14 protein-coding genes are annotated in these 18,556 nt (G+C 60.3%); 7 read left to right on the plus strand and 7 right to left on the minus strand.

Features of this window, described 5'->3' with window-relative positions; all coding sequences use genetic code 11:
- Positions 1–133: 133 nt before the first annotated feature.
- From AB4Y32_RS18715 to AB4Y32_RS18735, 5 genes are all read left to right on the plus strand, one after another.
- Complete coding sequence (locus AB4Y32_RS18715) at positions 134–1,153, plus strand: LysR family transcriptional regulator (RefSeq protein ID WP_368722758.1); 1,020 nt, start codon at positions 134–136, stop codon at positions 1,151–1,153.
- A gap of 147 nt (positions 1,154–1,300) precedes the next feature.
- A complete protein-coding gene (locus AB4Y32_RS18720; protein WP_368722759.1) occupies positions 1,301–2,488 on the plus strand; it encodes an NAD(P)/FAD-dependent oxidoreductase in 1,188 nt (395 codons plus the stop codon).
- Between the two features lie 10 nt (positions 2,489–2,498).
- Positions 2,499–3,086: a HutD family protein gene (locus AB4Y32_RS18725; protein WP_368722760.1), complete on the plus strand. Its 588-nt coding sequence runs from the start codon at positions 2,499–2,501 to the stop codon at positions 3,084–3,086.
- Positions 3,087–3,102: 16 nt separating this feature from the next.
- Complete coding sequence (locus AB4Y32_RS18730; protein ID WP_368722761.1) at positions 3,103–3,852, plus strand: electron transfer flavoprotein subunit beta/FixA family protein; 750 nt, start codon at positions 3,103–3,105, stop codon at positions 3,850–3,852.
- Positions 3,853–4,782: an electron transfer flavoprotein subunit alpha/FixB family protein gene (locus AB4Y32_RS18735; RefSeq protein WP_368722762.1), complete on the plus strand. Its 930-nt coding sequence runs from the start codon at positions 3,853–3,855 to the stop codon at positions 4,780–4,782.
- 215 nt (positions 4,783–4,997) lie between these two features.
- Here AB4Y32_RS18735 and hutG read toward each other — a convergent pair whose 3' ends face one another.
- The 6 genes from hutG to pruA all read right to left on the minus strand — a co-directional run bounded on the left by hutG (position 4,998) and on the right by pruA (position 14,944).
- A complete protein-coding gene (gene hutG / locus AB4Y32_RS18740; RefSeq protein WP_368722763.1) occupies positions 4,998–5,801 on the minus strand; it encodes an N-formylglutamate deformylase in 804 nt (267 codons plus the stop codon).
- Positions 5,802–6,086: 285 nt separating this feature from the next.
- Entirely contained in the window at positions 6,087–9,854 is a 3,768-nt protein-coding gene (gene putA / locus AB4Y32_RS18745) for a bifunctional proline dehydrogenase/L-glutamate gamma-semialdehyde dehydrogenase PutA (protein WP_368722764.1), read from the minus strand.
- Positions 9,855–9,895: 41 nt separating this feature from the next.
- Entirely contained in the window at positions 9,896–10,732 is an 837-nt protein-coding gene (locus AB4Y32_RS18750) for an ABC transporter permease (RefSeq protein WP_368722765.1), read from the minus strand.
- A gap of 5 nt (positions 10,733–10,737) precedes the next feature.
- Complete coding sequence (locus AB4Y32_RS18755; RefSeq protein ID WP_368722766.1) at positions 10,738–12,000, minus strand: ABC transporter permease; 1,263 nt, start codon at positions 11,998–12,000, stop codon at positions 10,738–10,740.
- A gap of 225 nt (positions 12,001–12,225) precedes the next feature.
- Positions 12,226–13,302: an ABC transporter ATP-binding protein gene (locus tag AB4Y32_RS18760; protein ID WP_368722767.1), complete on the minus strand. Its 1,077-nt coding sequence runs from the start codon at positions 13,300–13,302 to the stop codon at positions 12,226–12,228.
- A gap of 31 nt (positions 13,303–13,333) precedes the next feature.
- A complete protein-coding gene (gene pruA / locus AB4Y32_RS18765) occupies positions 13,334–14,944 on the minus strand; it encodes an L-glutamate gamma-semialdehyde dehydrogenase (protein ID WP_368722768.1) in 1,611 nt (536 codons plus the stop codon).
- 888 nt (positions 14,945–15,832) lie between these two features.
- Between pruA and AB4Y32_RS18770 the strand changes: the two genes are divergently transcribed.
- Both AB4Y32_RS18770 and AB4Y32_RS18775 read left to right on the plus strand, forming a co-directional pair.
- Entirely contained in the window at positions 15,833–16,495 is a 663-nt protein-coding gene (locus AB4Y32_RS18770; RefSeq protein WP_368722769.1) for a TetR family transcriptional regulator C-terminal domain-containing protein, read from the plus strand.
- A gap of 132 nt (positions 16,496–16,627) precedes the next feature.
- On the plus strand, positions 16,628–17,638 hold the full coding sequence (locus AB4Y32_RS18775) for a LysR family transcriptional regulator (RefSeq protein WP_368722770.1): 1,011 nt from the start codon (positions 16,628–16,630) through the stop codon (positions 17,636–17,638).
- Between the two features lie 65 nt (positions 17,639–17,703).
- Here AB4Y32_RS18775 and AB4Y32_RS18780 read toward each other — a convergent pair whose 3' ends face one another.
- Positions 17,704–18,555 carry an N-formylglutamate amidohydrolase gene (locus tag AB4Y32_RS18780; protein ID WP_368722771.1) on the minus strand — a complete coding sequence of 284 codons (852 nt, stop codon included), beginning with the start codon at positions 18,553–18,555 and terminating at the stop codon, positions 17,704–17,706.
- Between the last annotated feature and the right edge of the window lies 1 nt (position 18,556).

The following is an 18,556-nucleotide window of genomic DNA, read 5'->3' on the forward strand; positions in this document are numbered from 1 at the left end:
GGAGGCGGATCGTAGAACAGACGAATTTGCCAGGTGCAAGACATAACGGCCGCTTATGCTGGTCTCAAGAATCGTTTGAATTAGCTCGGCCCGGTCAGTCTCGCGGCACCATTCACCCAAGATGGAGGTGGATATGCGAACTGAGACCGTTGGAGTGGACCTCCATGCACTTCAGGCATTCGTGGCAGTCTGCGAAACGCGATCCATGACCAAGGCCGCAAAGGTCCTCGGTGTCACGCAGAGCGCAGTCAGTCAATTGATCGCATCACTGGAGCGAGAACAGGGGGTCGCGCTATTCGACAGGGAGTGTCGGCCGGTCAGGCCGAACGCTGCCGGCAAGATCCTGTTCTCGAACGCGACGGGACTCCTTGAACACGCGCACGCAGTCGCATCGCATGTGCGCTCAGCTGCCGGCAATCAAGCCCGAAGCCTGCGAATTGGCTGCGTCGATTCGTTCGCCGCGATCTTCGGACCGCGTCTGGTCCAGTTGTTAGGTCCACAAGTCAGCGAATTGTCCATTTCGTCGGGCGCCAGTCACACGCTCAATGCCAGACTGTCTGCTGGTGAGCTGGACCTGGCGATTTGCAGCGACGCAGCGGCGAACATAGAAGAAATCGAAGCACGGCCCCTGTTATCCGAGCAGTTCGTAGCAGTTGCTCCGAAGAAATTCGCGGATCATCGTCAGCTCGAACGGATCGTGCGCGAACTCCCTCTTCTACGTTACAGCACCGGCTCGCGAATCGGAGCGCAGATTGAGCGCTTCATGCGTCAGATAGGCGTGTACGCGCCGAAGCGATATGAACTCGACAGCACGGAAGCACTCCTGAGCCTCGTCGACGCCGGGTTCGGCTGCGCGATAACCACTCCGCTATGCCTCTATCGGTATCGCGCCCGACTCGGGAGCACAACGGTGGTTCCCCTGCCCAACATGCGGCTCGGTCACCGTGACATGTTCATTCTGACCCGGCGCTCCGAACGGCCGACCATAGCCGAAACCGTCTCGCGTGAAGCCCTTTCGATCGCCCGGGACACCATTACGCCGACTCTTCAGCGAACGTTCCCGGAAACCGCACCATTGGTTTTCGAGTTCTTCTACTGCGCAAATCTTGAAGCCCAGCAAAGTCGAAGCATCCAGGATTTTGCGTTGGGGTAAGACATCCTGGTCGTCCGCAGCTGCAACATTCCACTAAACCCGCCCTCGCGACACTTAAATTGAAAATAGAGCGTGCTTATATTGCCGCGCGAAATTATTTCTAGTCGCACACTTGACTCACACCTTGCTCAATGAAGGACGCAAACCGTGAACAATTTCGATGTGGTTGTAATTGGCGCCGGCGTTATCGGCAGCTCTGTGGCTTTCCAGCTCTCCAGACTCGGGGCGAAGAACGTTCTGGTACTGGATCGCGGATTGATCGGCGCCGGAACGACCTCACAGTCGTCCGGCATCCTGCGCACTCACTACTCCGTCAAGGAAAACGTCGAACTGGCGAGAAAATCGTGGGAAGTCTTCAACAACTTCCCGTCCTACCTGGGCGATGAAGAGGCGTCGTGCGGTCTGGTGAAGTGCGGCTACATGATCGTCGCGAGCGAAGGTGACAAGCTCGAGCCTCTGCGCGCCTCGCTGAATCAGCAGAAAGAGCAAGGCATTCCGCTCGAACTGCTGAACCAGCAACAAGCGAGAGAACTGATGCCAATCGCCCGGTTCGACGACGCAGCGCTTATCGGCTATGAGCCGGAAGCCGGGTTCGCGGATGCATACCTCGTCGCAACGAGCTTTGCACGCGCCGCACGCCGCGGCGGCGTGACGATCAAGGAAAACGTCAACGTCAACAAGATTCTGTTCGAGAACGGCAAGGTCGTCGGCGTATCGACGAGCATCGGCGACTTCAGCACGTCCACGGTAATCAGCACGCAGAACATCTGGACACCCGAGCTTGCGGGCTGGACCGACCGTGAGCTTCCGATCATGCCGGAGCGCCATGCCGTGCTCGCGCTCGAATGCGAAGCGGCGAAGTACACGTTCAAGATGCCCGTCTTCAAGGACCTGGCATCCCCGGGCATGCTCTACTACCGCAGCTACGGCGGCAGCCAGATGCTGGTCAGCGAAGGCGTTGTCGGCGAGAAGCTGAACGCGGCCGACACCGAGCAGGGCGACATTCCGATGGACTACATCGTCGACGTCGGCGCCCAGGTCGCCGAGCGCTTCCCCGAGTACGAAACGGCGGGCATCGCTTCCTCGTGGACGGGCGTCTACGACGTCACGCCCGACTGGAACCCCGTTCTCGGCAAGCTGCCCGGAATCGAAGGTCTCATCGTCGGCTACGGCTTCTCGGGTCACGGCTTCAAGCTGTCGCCCACGGTGGGACGCGTGCTCGCTCAGGAGGCGCTCGGTATGCAGACAGATGTATCGCTCAAGCCGTATTCCATCGAACGCTTTGCAACGGGCGAGCTGTTGACGGGCAAGTATGGTCTGGGCGCCGTTTCCTGAGGACCAGCCGATGTCCCCGATGCAAGTGCGCGATATCGCCTCAATACCTTCCGGGAAATGGCGCAACGGCAAGGGCGTAACGAGAACCCTGGCTGCGGAGGGAACCGACTGGCGCGTGAGCATTGCAGAGGTCGAACGCGACGGTCCGTATTCGACGTTCGAAGGCATGACGCGGTTATCCGTCATTCTGCGGGGCAACGGGGTCGTGTTGCGCGCGGGCAGCGTGACGACGAGGCTTACGCCGTTCGCAGTAGCCGAATATGACGGCGGCATCGCATGGGACGCTTCGTTGATAGACGGGCCTGTGACCGCGCTCAACGTCATGTGCAGAAGGCACACCTGCCGGCCGACAGTGCGTGCCCTCACAGATCCCGTGACCATCCCCGCGAGTGCCACGGCCATCGTGCTGGCGGCGGGTCGTGCATGCCACGCCGCAGATTCGAAGGAGGCAGCACAGCACCGGATCGCCGTAGACCAGTTTGCTGTCTTTCAACATCTGGAACATCCGGTTCGGATCAGCCCCGACCCGGTCGGCGGAAAAGATGGAGGCTTTGGTCCCATCCCACAGCTCGTGATCATTGAACGGGCGACCGTCTGAACTTGAGGAACATGAAATGAAGGTACTGACTGCAGTAAAGCGCGTCGTTGACTACAACGTGAAGGTGCGCGTGAAGGCCGATCAAAGTGGTGTCGATATCGGCAACGTGAAAATGTCGATGAATCCGTTCGACGAGATTGCCACGGAAGCGGCGACGCGCCTTAAGGAAGCAGGGAAGGCTACGGAAGTGGTCGCCGTGTCGTGCGGCGTGCCGCAATGCCAGGAAACGCTTCGCACTGCTCTGGCTATCGGTGCAGACCGTGGTGTGCTCGTCGAGACGGATGCCGAACTGCAGCCTTTGGCGGTCGCCAAGCTGCTCAAAGCCGTCATCGACAAGGAACAGCCGCAGCTCGTCATCCTCGGCAAACAGGCGATCGACGACGACGCGGGCCAGACCGGCCAGCTGCTCGCGGCGCTGCTCGACTGGCCTCAGGCAACGTTTGCCAGCAACATCGAAATCGGCGACGGTTCGGCGACCGTCACGCGTGAAGTGGATGGCGGGCTTGAAGTGATTACGATCCGTCTTCCGGCAATCGTCACGACGGACCTGCGTCTGAACGAGCCGCGGTACGTGACGCTGCCCAACATCATGAAGGCGAAGAAGAAGCCGATCGACACCCTGAAGCCCGCCGACCTGGGAGTCGATCCCTCCCCTCGCCTCAAGACGCTCAAAGTGGTCGAGCCTGCGGCGCGCAAGGCCGGCGTGATCGTCCCCGACGTCGCAACGCTGGTGCAGAAACTCAAATCCGAAGCAAAGGTGATTTAAATGACGACGCTTGTTATTGCGGAACACGACAACGCTCAGGTGAAAAGCTCGACGCTGCATACCGTGTCGGCAGCACGGAAAATTGCGGGCGGCGTGCATGTCCTGGTCGCGGGCAGCGATGCCCGTCCCGCAGCCGAAGCCGCAACCCGGATTGCGGGTGTCGAGAAGGTCATCTTCATCGATGCGCCTCATCTCGCCGACGGACTGGCCGAGAACGTCGCTGCGCAGATCGTCGGACTGGCGCGCGACTATACGCACGTCTTCTTTCCCGCGACTGCGGCCGGCAAGAACACGGCGCCGCGCGTCGCTGCGAAGCTCGACGCGTCACAGATTTCGGATGTGATCGCGATCGATGCACCCGACACGTTCCAGCGACCCATCTATGCGGGCAACGCCATCGCGACCGTGCAGACGAGAGATACCGTGAAGGTCGCGACGATCCGCACCACCGCGTTCGATGCAGCCCCCGCGGAAGGCGGAAGCGCCAGCATCACCGAAGTGACGGCGGCGGCAGACACCGGCCTGTCGACATTCGTTCGTCGCGAGATCGCGAAAAGCGACCGTCCGGATCTGACGGCTGCGCGCGTCGTGGTATCGGGCGGACGAGGCCTCGGCAGTGCCGAGAACTTTGCGATCCTCGATCCGCTCGCTGAAAAGCTGGGTGCTGCGATCGGCGCGTCGCGCGCCGCGGTGGATTCGGGCTATGCGGCCAACGATCTGCAGGTCGGTCAGACGGGGAAGATCGTGGCGCCGGAACTCTATGTGGCCGTCGGAATTTCCGGGGCCATCCAGCATCTGGCGGGCATGAAGGATTCGAAGATCATCGTCGCAGTCAACAAGGACGCTGAAGCGCCGATTTTCGGCGTTGCCGACTACGGCCTCGTCGCCGATCTGTTCGAAGCTGTTCCGCAGATCACGCAGTCGCTGTAACGCGGCAACATCAGCGCCGCACGATTTCACCATCTCCTTGGGTAACTGGCCGACACCGCATGAAGTACGCGGCACCGGCCTTTTTTACGCGGGAGCCTTAAGCGGGAGTCGAAAGTATCGTATGGCTAAAGTCTGGAGATAAAGCTCCCAGGAACCGATAGCCGTCGTGCTCGAAGCCCTCAACCCTGACGGGCGCATATTCTGGTTGCTTGTGATCAGGAAGTTGCTGCGCGGAGTTTCAATGTCGCGGCAGCGGCCGCGGACATCATGCGCTCGATCACAGGTTGAGTCCGTTCAGCAAGATCCTGCCGATAACCGAACGGTGCATCTTCATCCATATAGGTCGACTGGCACATCTCGAGCTGCACCGCGTGGATACCGTTCGACGGCTGACCGAATGCCCGCGTGATATAGCCACCCTTGAACCGGCCATTCGCGACCCATGTGAACGGCTGTCCGTTGACCAGTTCTGATGAGATTGCTTCCAGAATGCTGGCATCACAGCTGGCGCCGGCGTTCGTGCCGATGTTCAGGTCAGGAAGCTTGCCCTCGAACAGTCGCGGCAGAACGCTGGCGATCGAGTGGGCTTCCCACAGCAGCGCTTGCCCGAATTGCTGCTTCATCGTCTCCAGTTCAGCGCGCAGCTTGTCATGGTACGGCCGCCAGTATCGTTCGAGACGCCTTTGCACTTCGTCCTGGTCCGGCGCCTTTCCTTCCAGATACAGCGGTTCACCGCGAAACGTTTCCGTCGGACAAAGGCCCGTCGTCGTCTGCCCCGGGTACAGGCTTTCACCACCCGGCGGCCTGTTGAGGTCGATGACATAGCGCGAGAAGCGGGCGCCCAGGACGGAAGCGCCAGCCGATTTCGCAAAGCTGTAAAGGCGGTCGAGATGCCAGTCCGTATCGGCGACAGCACGAGCCGCGTCCGTCATCTGCGCCGCGATCGCGGCCGGAATCTCCGTGCCCAGATGCGGAATGGAAATCAGGAGCGGAATCCGCCCTTGATCGAAAGTGAACATCGCTTCTTGCACAGCAGAATCTCCTGATACCGGATCATTTGAGCGTCGCCGCCGGTAGTCGAACCTGCTGACCTGTTCCTGTTCAACGCCCTCACGGCCACGTTGATCGGCTCAAGTGCGAGACGCTCGCTTCGCTTGTCCGTCAGTGCATCGCCATCAGCGACAACACGACTGACGAGACGTAAAGGCATGCAAAGCCTGAAAACGGCTGGGATAAGCGATGCGGCCGGATAAGCTATCGGCCGCACATCTGGCGAGGCGGCTTGCAACCGCCCCGCTTCCCGCCTAGACCACGTCCTCGCTCATCACCATTAGCTGCGTGTTGCCGCCCGCAGCGCTCGCATTGACGGTCGTGATGCGCTCGCGAACCAGTTGCGTCCAGTCGTAGGTGCCGTCGTCGTGCGTCACTGCGATGCCGATCATCTGCTGTGCCGCCATGCGCCGCAGATTGCCCACGCCTCGCTGGTCAGCCGTCGCGAGGACCACATGCGGGCGAACGCCGGGTACCTCGGCATCGAGAACCCGAGCAGCATCCGCGGCGTCGACGACACGGCAACCGGTACCGAGAGCGGCTGCAATTTCATCCGCAACCGACGATTTCAGCAGCAGCACTTCATTGCCTAACGCACACGCGGCCGTTGCCTGAACCAGCAACGCCTCGACGGAGTCCGCGGCACAGAAGGCCTGTCCGCGAGGCAGTAGCTCGACGGTGTTCTCCTCGCCTGTGAGGGCCGGCAAGCTCAGAGGCCGGAAGCTATCCGCGAGGCGAAGAAGCTGCGCCTTGTACCGCGCAAGCCGCGCTTGTGCGTCGCCACTGAGACGCCGTGCGGCGGATGTGTTGGCGATCGCCTCGACGCGTTGCCTGGAGTCGGCCCGTGCCTGAGTCTGCGCGATCATCCGGGCAATGAAGCGGCCCTCTGCCGAAGCGACCGGAAACTCGAAATACTTGTCGCTCACGGCCGCCTGCGATGGGGCGAACGGTCCCACGTCCGCTGCGTACGCTTTCGCAGTCGAACGGGTGAGGCCGATCAGCGTCAGCGGACCGGCAATCATCGAGCCCGTCCCCGACGCTCCGTTACCGCCCATGGGTTGCATACCCGGGAAGGCATCCAGCATCGCCCGATTGACGCAGATACTGCTCGCCTCCGACAACGACAGCAGCGTACCCGCCGCTTCGTTGATGCGCGTGTGCAGGCCCTGCACGCCACTGCCCAATCCGTTCAACGCCTTGATGAGCGCTTCCATGTTGCCGGTTTCGTAGCGTACGACGTGCAGGATGGGTCCCGTTACCGACGGATCGATTGCGGCAAGCGATCCGATATCGCCAATATCCGCGATCGCGGGCGCAACGAAATTTCCATTGCCGGTGCCCGCGCCCAGCTTGCCCCGGGTAATCCGGAAGCCGCGACGCTTGAGCTGCTCGATGTATGTCTCGGCGCCATCGCGCGCCTTGCGCGAGGCCATCGGCCCGATGTCTGTCGCACCGCTCAGCGGGTCGCCCGTGTTGCGCTCGCTGAGCATGCCGTTGAGCATGCGCAGCACCTTGTCTGCCGTCGAGTCCTGCAAGCACAGGATGCGTAGCGACGATGCCGCCTGTCCCGCCGATCTGAACGCGGAGACGATAGCGTCCGAGATGACCTGCTCGGGCAGAGCCGAACTGTCGACGATCATCGAGTTGACGGAGCCGTAGGTGGCGATCAATTTTGCCGGCTGCGCGGAAGCAGAGAGTTGCACGGCGATAGAACGGGCCACCTCACGCGAACCCGCGAAAAGAACTGCGGCCGCGCGTTGATCGGATATGAGCGCTTTACCAACCGTCGCGCCATCACCAAACGCGAGCTGAAGCACGTCGTGAGGAACGTCCGCGCCGTGGAAGACCCGGGTGGCTTCGAACGCGATCAGCGAAGCGTCCGACGACGGCTTCGCAATAACAGCGTTGCCGGCCGCGAGGGCAGCCGATACATGCCCGACGAACGAGCTGAGCGGACACTCGAAAGGCGTGAGACTGATGACGGTTCCCAGCGGCTGCGCGTCTGACAAGGCCCTGTCACTCGTCAGCTGGAACGCGTACAACCGGCACAGATTGACGGCGGTTCGGACCTCTTCCGCAGCCTCCGAAAGCGTTGCTCCATTTTCAAGCGACAACAGTGCACCAATTCGCGACGCGTTAGCTTCCAGATCGCTCGCAACCCGTTCCAGAACTTCGGCGCGGCTGGCCGCCGTTCTGAGGCCCCACGTGGAAGCGGCCTGACCTGCAGCGTCCAGAGCCGCTCCCACACTGCTTACCTTGCAGCTTGCGAAACTACCAATAGCCTCGGCGAGATCGCCCGCGCTATAGACCACGGCAGTCGATTCGGATTTGACATCTCCTGCTCCCGCGATCAACGAATGCGCATTCACGCGGTTCGCCCGGATTTCCGCCACCGCTCGCTCGAACTCCGGTGCCCCGGAAAAGTTCAGCGCTGCCGCGTTGACACGGCCCGGCAACAGATTGCGTGGCGATGCAATGCCGGCATGCGGCTTACCGCCCGTTCTCGCTGCCTTTGCGACGGGGTCTTCGACGATGTCGGCAATGCTGACGGCGGGGTCGACGATCTGGTTCACGAACGAAGAGTTCGCGCCGTTCTCCAGCAGACGGCGGACGAGGTAAGCAAGCAACGTCGCGTGCGGCCCCACGGGCGCGTAGATGCGGCACGGACGGTTCAGCTTGGCAGCGCCCACGACCTGGTCGTATACGGTCTCGCCCATGCCATGCAGACACTGGAACTCGTAGTCCTTGTCCCCGGCAAGCGTATGCACTGCCGCGACTGTGAACGCGTTATGCGATGCAAACTGCGGGAAGATGGCGTCCGGCGCATCGAGCAGAGCCTTCGCGCACGCGATGTAGCTGACATCCGAATGCACTTTGCGCGTGAATACCGGGTAGCCCACCGCGCCGGCATCCTGCGCGAGCTTGATTTCTGTATCCCAGTAAGCGCCCTTGACGAGACGGATATTGATCCGTCGCCCGTTGGCGCGAGCGAGCGCGATGATCCAGTCCGCCACCGCCCTGCCGCGCTTCTGATACGCCTGCAACGAAATACCGATACCATTCCAGCCTTTCAAACTCGGCTCGGCGCACAGACGCTCCAGCATCTCCAGGGTCAGGTCGAATCGCGCCGACTCCTCCTGGTCAAGGTGGAAGCCAATGCCGTACTGCTTCGCGATCTGTGCGAGTTGCAGCAGTCGCGGATACATCTCGTCCAATACCCTGTCGCGTTGCGCCAGCTCGTATCGCGGATGCAGGCCCGAGATCTTGACCGAAACGCCCGGCCCGTCGATGGGTCCCTGGCCCTTCGCTTCCTTCCCGATCGCTTCAATGGCATGGCGGTACGACTCGAAATAGGCCTGCGCATCCTCATCCGTGAGCGCCGCTTCGCCAAGCATGTCATAGGTGTACCGGTATCCGCCAGCCTCGCGTCCCTTGGCCACGCCGATCGCTTCTTCAATCGTCTGCCCCGTGACGAACTGCTTGCCAAGCATCCGCATCGCGTACGCGACGCCGGCGCGCACGACCGCCTCCCCACCCTTGCGAACGACGCGCGACAGCGCTTCCGCGAGCGCGTTCTCGTCCGGTTGCTTCAGGAGCTTGCCGGTGAAAAGCAGACCCCAAGCCGTCGCGTTGACGAACAGCGACGGGGATTTGCCGATATGCGCGCTCCAGTCCGCGTCGACGATCTTGTCGCGGATAAGCTGGTTGCGGGTCTCCGTGTCGGGAATCCGAAGCATCGCTTCGGCGAGGCACATCAGCGCGATGCCCTCGCGACTGTCGAGCGAGAACTCCTGCGTCAAGAGATCGACGCCGCCCGCGTTGATACGCGCGTCACGCACGCCCTGGGCGAGCCGCGCGGCAAGAGCCTGCGCCCTGGCGAGCGTCGGCGCGTCCATGCGCGCCTCTTCGATCAGCCCCCACACGACGACCTCCTCGGCAAGCGATGAGGCGTCGCGAATACGCTGACGCAGTGTTTTAAGGTCTGCCGTGCCGCTTTGCATCGATTGGATATCCGACAGCATGATGAGGTTACCTGGTGAATGCTTGTTTGTTGACCGATTGATCAGAACTGATTGGCCGTTCCGCGCAGACGCTCGGTTCTGCGCCGCAGTAGTTCGAGCGTGATGAGCAGCAGCGTCGAGATGACGACGAGTACGCTTGCCACGGCCAGGATGGTGGGACTGAGCTGCTCACGGATACCTGCCCACATTTGACGCGGTACCGTTCGCTGGTCGGTGCCCGTCAGGAAAAGGGCGACGACAATCTCATCGAATGAGGTTGCAAACGCGAACAGCGCGCCCGAGATCACGCCAGGGGCAATGATGGGAAGCTTCACCTGCATGAAAACGCGCAGCGGCGAGGCACCCAGGCTGCGGCCTGCCCGTGACAGCGTTTCGTTGAAGCCTGCGAGCGTCGCCGTCACGGTGACGACGACAAACGGCACGCCAAGCGCGGCGTGCGCGAGGATCAGACCCGTCAGGCTGTTGACAAGGCCGAAGGGACTGAAGGCAAAGTACACGCCGACTGCCGTAATGATCAACGGAACGATCATCGGCGAAACAAGAATGCCCGTAATGAGCGCCCTTCCCCTCAGGCGCGGATGAGTCAACCCGAGGGAAGCCATCACGCCGAGCGAGGTTGCGAGCAGCGTCGAAACAACGCCCACGATCAGCGTATTTTTCAGCGCCAGCATCCATTCCGGACTATTCAGGAAGTCCTGGTACCAGCGCAGGCTGACGCCTGGCATCGGATAGGTGAAGTACGGCTGCGAGTTGAACGACAGCGGCATCACGACCAGGATCGGGGAAATCAGAAACACAAGTACTGCCACCGACAGGATCACATGCGCCCATCGTCCCAGACGTCCCCAGATCGTTACATATGCGGGAAAACTGAACATTTCGATCACCCCAACTTGACGCCGGCGCCGCCCGTCATGCGGACAAACACGCCATAAATCAGCAGCACCCCTGCGAGCAGAATGGAAGCCAGCGCGCTTGCCAGGCCCCAGTTCAAGGTGTTGTTGACATGATTTGCGATGTAGTAGCTGGCCAGCTGATCGTCCGGGCCGCCGACGATCGCCGGCGTGATGTAGTAGCCGACGGCGAGAATGAACGTCAGCATCCCTGCCGCTCCGACACCCGGAAGCGTCTGCGGGAAATACGCCTGGAAGAACGAGTGGATCGGACCCGCGCCAAGCGAACGTGCCGCCTTCATGTAGATGTTCGGGACGCCCTTCATCACCGAATAGAGCGACAGGATCGCGTACGGCAGCAGAATGTGCGTCATCGCAACCAATACGCCGAAACGGTTGTAGATCAGCGGTAATCCGTGGTCCGTCAAGCCGAGGTGCTTGAGCACATCGTTGATCACCCCGTTACTCTGCAGCACGACCACCCAGGCGGTCGTCCGCACCAGGATCGACGTCCAGAAGGGCAACAGAACCATGATCATGAACAGGTTGCTGTAGCGTGCCGGTATGTTGGCAAGGAAAAACGCAACCGGGTATCCGAACAGCAAACAGAGCGCGCTGACCGCAATGCTCACCCATGCAGTCCGAACGAAAACATCGACGTAGAGCCGTTCGCTCTCGCTCTGGCGCACGATCGCACCATGACTGTCGCGTTTGAAATCGAATGCCTTCAGGTAGTAGCCCAACGTCCATGGCGACGAAGCGTATTTGAGCGTGGACCATGCAGCGATGTCATCCCAGCGCGCGTCGATCGCGGTGAGGCGCTGATGCCATGATCCCGTGCCCTCATCGCCCAGACGACGAGCCGTCTTCATGAGCAGGCTTCGCATTCCGGCTTCGTCGTAGTTCAGTCGCGACGCGATCCGGCTCACGCCCTCGCTTCCCTTTGCCGCAAGGAGATCATGGGCGAATGCGTCATACACCTGCTCCCCTGGCAGCTTGTCTCCGCTCGGGTCCCATTCCCGAAGCAGCGCGGATGCGTGCGGCATCTCCTGGGAAAGCGTCGGGTCCCGGAAGCTCTTCATCAGCAGACTTCCGATGGGAACAAGGAAGGTGACAAGGAGGAAGATCAGCAGCGGAGCTACCAGAAGGAAAGCCTTCACGCGCTCGGTGCGTTCAGCGCTGCGGAGCTTTGCCTTGAGACTTTTCGAGTCCTTCACAGTCATTTGAGGTGACTGGTCCGCGGGCACGGCCATATCGTGGGGAAGTATCATCATCGTCCAGCGGCTAGCGCCGCGTCCTCCTCGTCAATTCAACACCAAACTTTCGTACCCGGATGGGCCTGCAATCGCCATCCGATGAAACCAGGAAAAGCCGGCGCCCTGCGGCACGTGGTTCTCCTTCGTCTCCACTAGTTCTACTAATTTTTTCCTTTGGTTTCCGCGTGCGTCATGTCGGTTCGTTACGCGGTGTTCAGTCAGTTACTGCAACGCGCGGCAGCATTCCGCCATCCACCCGACGTGCACTGAATCACCAATACGCAGCTGACGCGCGACGCCGTTGTTCGGCAGCTTCACGATGAAGTCGTTTCTCCCGCACACCTGCATGACCACGCGAAGATGATCGCCGTAGTAGATGAGATCCTTGACACCGCCCTGAAAGACGTTGTCGCAGTTCTTTGCCAGATCGCCGACCGTCACCCTTTCCGGTCGCAAGGAGATGCTCGCGGAGCCAGTCCCGCGAACACTCGGGCCGGCGAATGCCTGGATGTTCTGTCCGCTTTCCAGCTTGACCGTACAGCGCTCGCGATCCACGGACGCGACCGTTCCAAGCAGTTCATTGCTCTCGCCGATAAACCGCGCGACAAACGCATTCTCAGGGTTTTCATACAGTGCAGGCGGCGGCGCGAGCTGCTGGATGATGCCGTTGTTGAAGACAGCAATCCGGTCGGACATGGTCATCGCCTCGCCCTGATCGTGAGTGACATACACGACGGTCAAACCGCTCTGCTCATGAATCTGCTTGATCTCGTATTGCATCTGCTCGCGAAGCTGCTTGTCGAGCGCGCCGAGCGGCTCGTCCATCAGCACGAGCGCAGGTTCGAACACGAGCGCCCGCGCGACAGCGATCCGTTGCTGCTGCCCGCCCGACAGCTGGGCCGGCATGCGATTGGCGAACTTTTCCATGTTCACCATGTTGAGCGCGCGCTTCACCTTTCGCGCGATCTCATCCTTCGATACTTTCCGCACCTTCAATGGAAAGGCGAGGTTCTCCGCCACTGACTTGTGCGGAAAGAGCGCGTAGCTCTGGAACACCATGCCGATGTTGCGGCGCTCCGGCGGAATACGGTTGATCGGCTTCCCCTGAAGCAGGATTTCGCCATGCGTTGCGGTCTCGAAGCCCGCTAGCATCATGAGACACGTTGTCTTTCCAGAGCCCGACGGCCCGAGCATCGTCAAGAACTCACCCTCCTGGATCTCGAGGTTGAGATTTTTGACGACGAGCGTCTCGCCGTCGTACGTCTTCTGAACATTCTTGAAAGAGACAATGGTAGACATGACATTTCCTCAGGAGAAGCCGGAATCAGGTTTAAGCGCCGAACTGCCAGTCGCGCGGGGGCAGATACGTTTCCTTGACCACGCGCGGGGATGCCCAGCGCAGAAGGTTGAGGTAGGAGCCTGCCTTGTCGTTCGTTCCGCTCGCGCGACCGCCGCCGAACGGTTGCTGGCCGATCATCGCGCCCGTCGGCTTGTCATTCAGATAGAGGTTGCCCGCGGCGTTGATCAGAACCTGCTCTGCGCGATGCAGGGCGAAGCGGTCGGTGCAGAAGATCGAACCCGTCAACGCATAGGGGCTGGTCGAATCGATCAGTTGCAGCGTCTCTTCCCAGTTCGCATCGTCATAAACGAACACTGAAAGAACGGGACCGAAGAGTTCTTCTTTCATCAGCGCGTGCTTCGGGTCGCTCACTTCCAATACCGTCGGCTCGACGAAATAGCCCGGCTCCGACCACGTCTTCCCGCCTGACACGATCTTGACGCTCGCATCTTCTCTGGCCGCTGCCAGCGCCCGGCTCAATTTCTGGTGCGAGGCCTGGGAGATCACAGCGCCCATGAAGGTATCGGACTGCGCGACATCGCCGACTTTCAACTGCGCGAGACGGTCACGCATTTCCTGACTCACGGCCGCCCAGAGACTGCGCGGGATATAGGCGCGTGACGCAGCGCTGCATTTCTGGCCTTGATACTCGAACGCACCACGGATCAATGCGATTGCGATTTCCGATGCATTCGCCGATGGGTGCGCCAGAACGAAGTCCTTTCCGCCCGTCTCGCCGACGAGTCGCGGAATGGTGCGGAAGCTTTCCACTTTCGATGCAACGCCCTTCCAGAGCGACTGGAACACAGCCGACGATCCGGTAAAGTGAATGCCTGCCAAATCCGGCGAAGACAGAGCGACACGCGTGGTCAACTCGGCATCGCCGGGGACGAAGTTGATCACACCCGGCGGCAGCCCAGCTTCTTCGAGCGCTTCGTAGAAGATCCAGTTCGCGAGTGCCGACTTCTCCGACGGCTTCCAGAGAACCGTATTGCCCATGATGGCCGGTGCCGTCGTGAGGTTCGCGCCGATCGCCGTGAAATTGAAAGGCGAAACCGCGTAGACGAAACCTTCCAGCGGGCGCCAGTCCGCGCGATTGACAGCAGTGGGAACCGACATCGGCTGCTCCGCATACACGCGTTGAGCGTTGTATGCGTTAAAGCGCAGGAAATCGATCAATTCGCATGCGCTGTCAGGCTCGGCCTGATCGATCGTCTTGCTTTGCCCGAGCATCGTGGCCGCATTGATGCGCATGCGCGAACGCGTCGCCACAATGTCGGCGGCCCGATGAAGGATCGTCGCGCGGCTTGCATGCGTCAGGCTCGCCCAGTCCTTCGCGACAGATCCCGAACTCTTGATCGCTTCGGCGATCTGGCTTTCCGTCGGACGATGAATGCGCGCGAGTACGCGCTGCGTGTCGTGCGGTGCACGCACTTCGACGGTGTCGTTCGAGTAGTAGCGCTTACCACCGATCACCGTCGGAATGTCGACTACTTCTCGTTGCTCCAGTGCTTTGGAAAGCTCTGCCGCAGCAGCGGTGCCGGAACGGAAACTCACTTCGGTTTCGTTTGCCGGCAACGGGAATTGTGGGCCTGAGATCACGCTAACTCCTTTTACGAAAAAGCAATTGGGACGGACTACGGGGAAGCGCAGGGCCTGCGGTTATCGACTAAAAGCGACACCTCTTTTGGCCGTGTCACTCCTCAACGCTTTACCTCACTGCCGAGAGTAGTCTTTAAAGAAAATCGGTCTTACTGTTCAATCAAACGTTATGCTTTGGTTTCGCCCGTCGTTATGAAAAGCATCTCGCCTCAACGACTGCACGACAGGTGTCGTCAGCTTCTATACACCGATGCGTGATTCACTCTGGTCGTTGACGGCCCCGACCTGAAGCGAACCCACTCGCTGCCCAAAATCATGTCGGGCAGTACCCTCGTCGAACGCGACCCTCACGCCGCTCTCCGTGTCCTGGCCGCTCACTGCATTCAGCCGCGGCGCGAATGCCCCCGACCTTTGCCCGTGTTCGGCCGATGCCGATTGCCTGTTTCCGCGCAAACGGTCGCAGCGAGTGCAGGCAGTTGGGCCTCGAACATATTGATCAACGGTTCAGCAAAATAAGCATACAGTGTGCGTCATATTCGTCGACGGGGTGCAGCCCCTCCCGCCAGCCCGCCTTTCATGCTGAACATACGTTCAGTACAAATACTGTTTCGAGAACTATATATCCGAACTTCCTTCAATCAAAAATCATTTTTGCGTCGGTGTCATAGGGGAAAACGCGGTAGAGTCGATACTTCTCAGGGTTTTCACCTGCTTGAATGCGCGCTATTTTCGTGAACAATTGTTCAATATGAATGCGGGCACGAGGGCATCGACGTACCTGACATGGGATGAACATATGTTCAGATTTGGTCGACGTCTGCCCTCGTCGCCGCCCTGTCCGCTGGGGCACGTCGCGAAGCGCTACTCAATCAACTGTGGAATCGGGAAATGCAAGAACAGAAGTCGCGGGCCGCTGAGATTGATAGCCGGAAAGACGACCCCATTCAGTACGAAGGAATGCGCTATCGACTGATCGACTCGACGCTCGAAGTCGTAGGCCACGTTGGGCTCGAACACCTTACGATCAGGAAGGTCAGCGAGCACGCCGGCGTTTCCGTCGGCCTCGTGCATCATCACTTCGAGAACAAGAGCAACCTCGTCTATAAGACGTTCGTCTATATGATTCGAAGAGTGCGCGAACAGCTCACGGCGGGACGTCGCGGCATTGTCGATCCCGTCGAACGCATGAAATTCACGGCGGACATGTGCTTCAGTGACGAAGTGATGAGTCCGGGTGCCGCAAACGTATGGCCGCACATGTGGAGTTCGTCGGCATACGACAAGGACGTGCAACGGCTTTGCACCGCCTTCTCGCGTCGACTGCGGTCCAACTTCATATGGGACCTGCGCAAAGCCGGTTGCGATCAGACGATGGCGACAATCTACGCAATGCAGGCAATGGCGCTGGTGCACGGGTTGTGGATCGAACACCGCGTCGCCGGAACAATGAGCATCAGTGAAGTGCTCGGCGTTTTTCACGGTGTCATCGACCACGCGACTAATCGTGGGTGGAAGACGAGCATGATGTGCTACGCCGGCACCAACCACTGATTTCATGGAGGACGCATGGGCCGTGATGAAAGTGCGTGCCACATCGGGTCTTGTGCATCGACACACGCTGAAACTGACGGGCGCAAGCCAGTCGGGCGAAGGACGAAAGATTTCTAGCAGGCAGATAACGTCATGGCGATCGTGAAAGAGAGTGCTCCCGAGCAGTTCCCGGATTGGGGGCTCCTTGCGAGTTGGGTTGCAGTTGTCGAAGCCGGATCTATTTCCGATGCTGCCAATCGGCTTGCCATTTCCCAGGCGGGTGTCTCCCTTCGCATAAAGGCGCTGGAATCGATATTGGACACGAGCCTTCTTGACCGCACCACCCGGCCTGCAAGACCGACGGCCGCCGGGCAACGTCTGTTCGAACACGCTACCGTTCTGCTGCAGGGCGCCGATCAGATGGTCGAGAGCGTGCGGAACGTCACTCGCGCAAAGCGTGTCGTCGTTCGTCTTGGCTGCGTCGATTCATTCGCTGCGACCATCGGCCCGATCATCATCAAGGCCCTGTCCGGCACATCGCATCAGATCAGATTGTGGTCCGGAATCACGCCGACCCTGGACGCACAACTGGAGGCCCGCCAGGTCGATATGGCGGTGACGACGACAAGCTTCTCAAACGCCCCGGGCATCAAGCGCCAGAAGCTTTTCACGGAGCCATACGTCGCCGTCTTGCCCAAGAGCTTTGAAATCGATCGGATCACAACTCTCGCGGAACTGAGCCGTCACCTTCAGTTCATCCGATACAGCTCGCGCTCTGTGATTGGTCAACATGTCGACGCCTACCTTGCGTCACATGGCGAAGATATCGATCGCACGTGCGAGTTCGACGCGACAGATCCCATGCTGAGCCTGGTTGCCGCCGGACTCGGGTTCGCGCTCACGACGCCGTTGTGCTTATGGCAATCGCGCCACTACCTGCCGGAAATCCGCGTCGTGCCGCTCACCATGTTTTCCCGGCAAGGACGGCCATATCACCCTTTAAGCAGGTCGTTCTTCCTCGCCCATCGCGAGAACGAACTGGGACATCTGCCTGCCGATCTCTATGACCTGCTCAAGCGCGCCTTCGAAAAGCAGGTCTCGCGAGACATCGCCAAGGCACTGGCGTTGCAACCGGAAGAAGTCTACATCCCGGACGAGCAGTAAATCGATGGCGTTTTCTTCGAACCGCGCCTCAGCCTCAGAGCCGTGTTGCCGCCGATACTGCAAAACTAATCCAGACACGCGTCGTGAAAATCGCGAAACAGGTCGGCGGGAACACCTGGCGCGGCCACGCCGTCAAGTGCGCGCTCAGCGGCGCACAGAATCTCCACCATAAGCGCATCGGATTCAGCGTCACCGCGCGCGTCGCTCTGCGCAAGCTCGAGTTCTCTGCGCCACCGACCTGCCACTTCCAGTTCGATGACGTGAACACCACACTCCCGTCGACCATAGCGCTGCGCAGTGAACGCGTCGGCCACCTTCCCGTTGACGACCCATGAGCGTTCCAGTGCCTGCGCCGCATGGGTCATCGCGCTGACGATCGCTCTGTCGCAGGACGCACCGTGGTTGGTGCTGAAGTTGCAATCAGCCCCGCCCGGCTGCGTCCGATACGGAGACAGCCAAGCGCACGCATGTGAGACCAGCATCAACACGTTATCGTGCGTTTCGCGAAGCCGGCTCAGTTCCGCCAGAATCGACGCATGGAACGGCTTCCAGTGCTCCTCGACCCGACGCTGCACATCCGCATCGCTGGGTTCGGCTCCTGGCAAGTAGAGCGCTTCTCCTCTCGACGTGTGTGTACGGCAAAGGCCCAGCCGGTTCAATCGATGGGACAAGGCGGTATTGTTCAGCGCAACGTTCAGGTCAATTACGCACGGGTGAAGTGCGGCGGATATGCATGTGATCCCGCGTTTCCGCGCAACGGCACCAAGCGCCTTTCCTCCCGGGTCCGATAGTCGACCATTGACGGCTTCCCAGGCAGGATGGGCAAGCAGATCCGGCGGAACCAATGTCCCGGTATGTGGCGTTACGACCATCACCGCCGACTGACCGCGAGCGATCGCGCTTTCGTTTTCCATCATT

The sequence above is a fragment of the Paraburkholderia phymatum genome (assembly GCF_040965635.1).
Classification (GTDB): Bacteria; Pseudomonadota; Gammaproteobacteria; order Burkholderiales; family Burkholderiaceae; genus Paraburkholderia; species Paraburkholderia phymatum_B.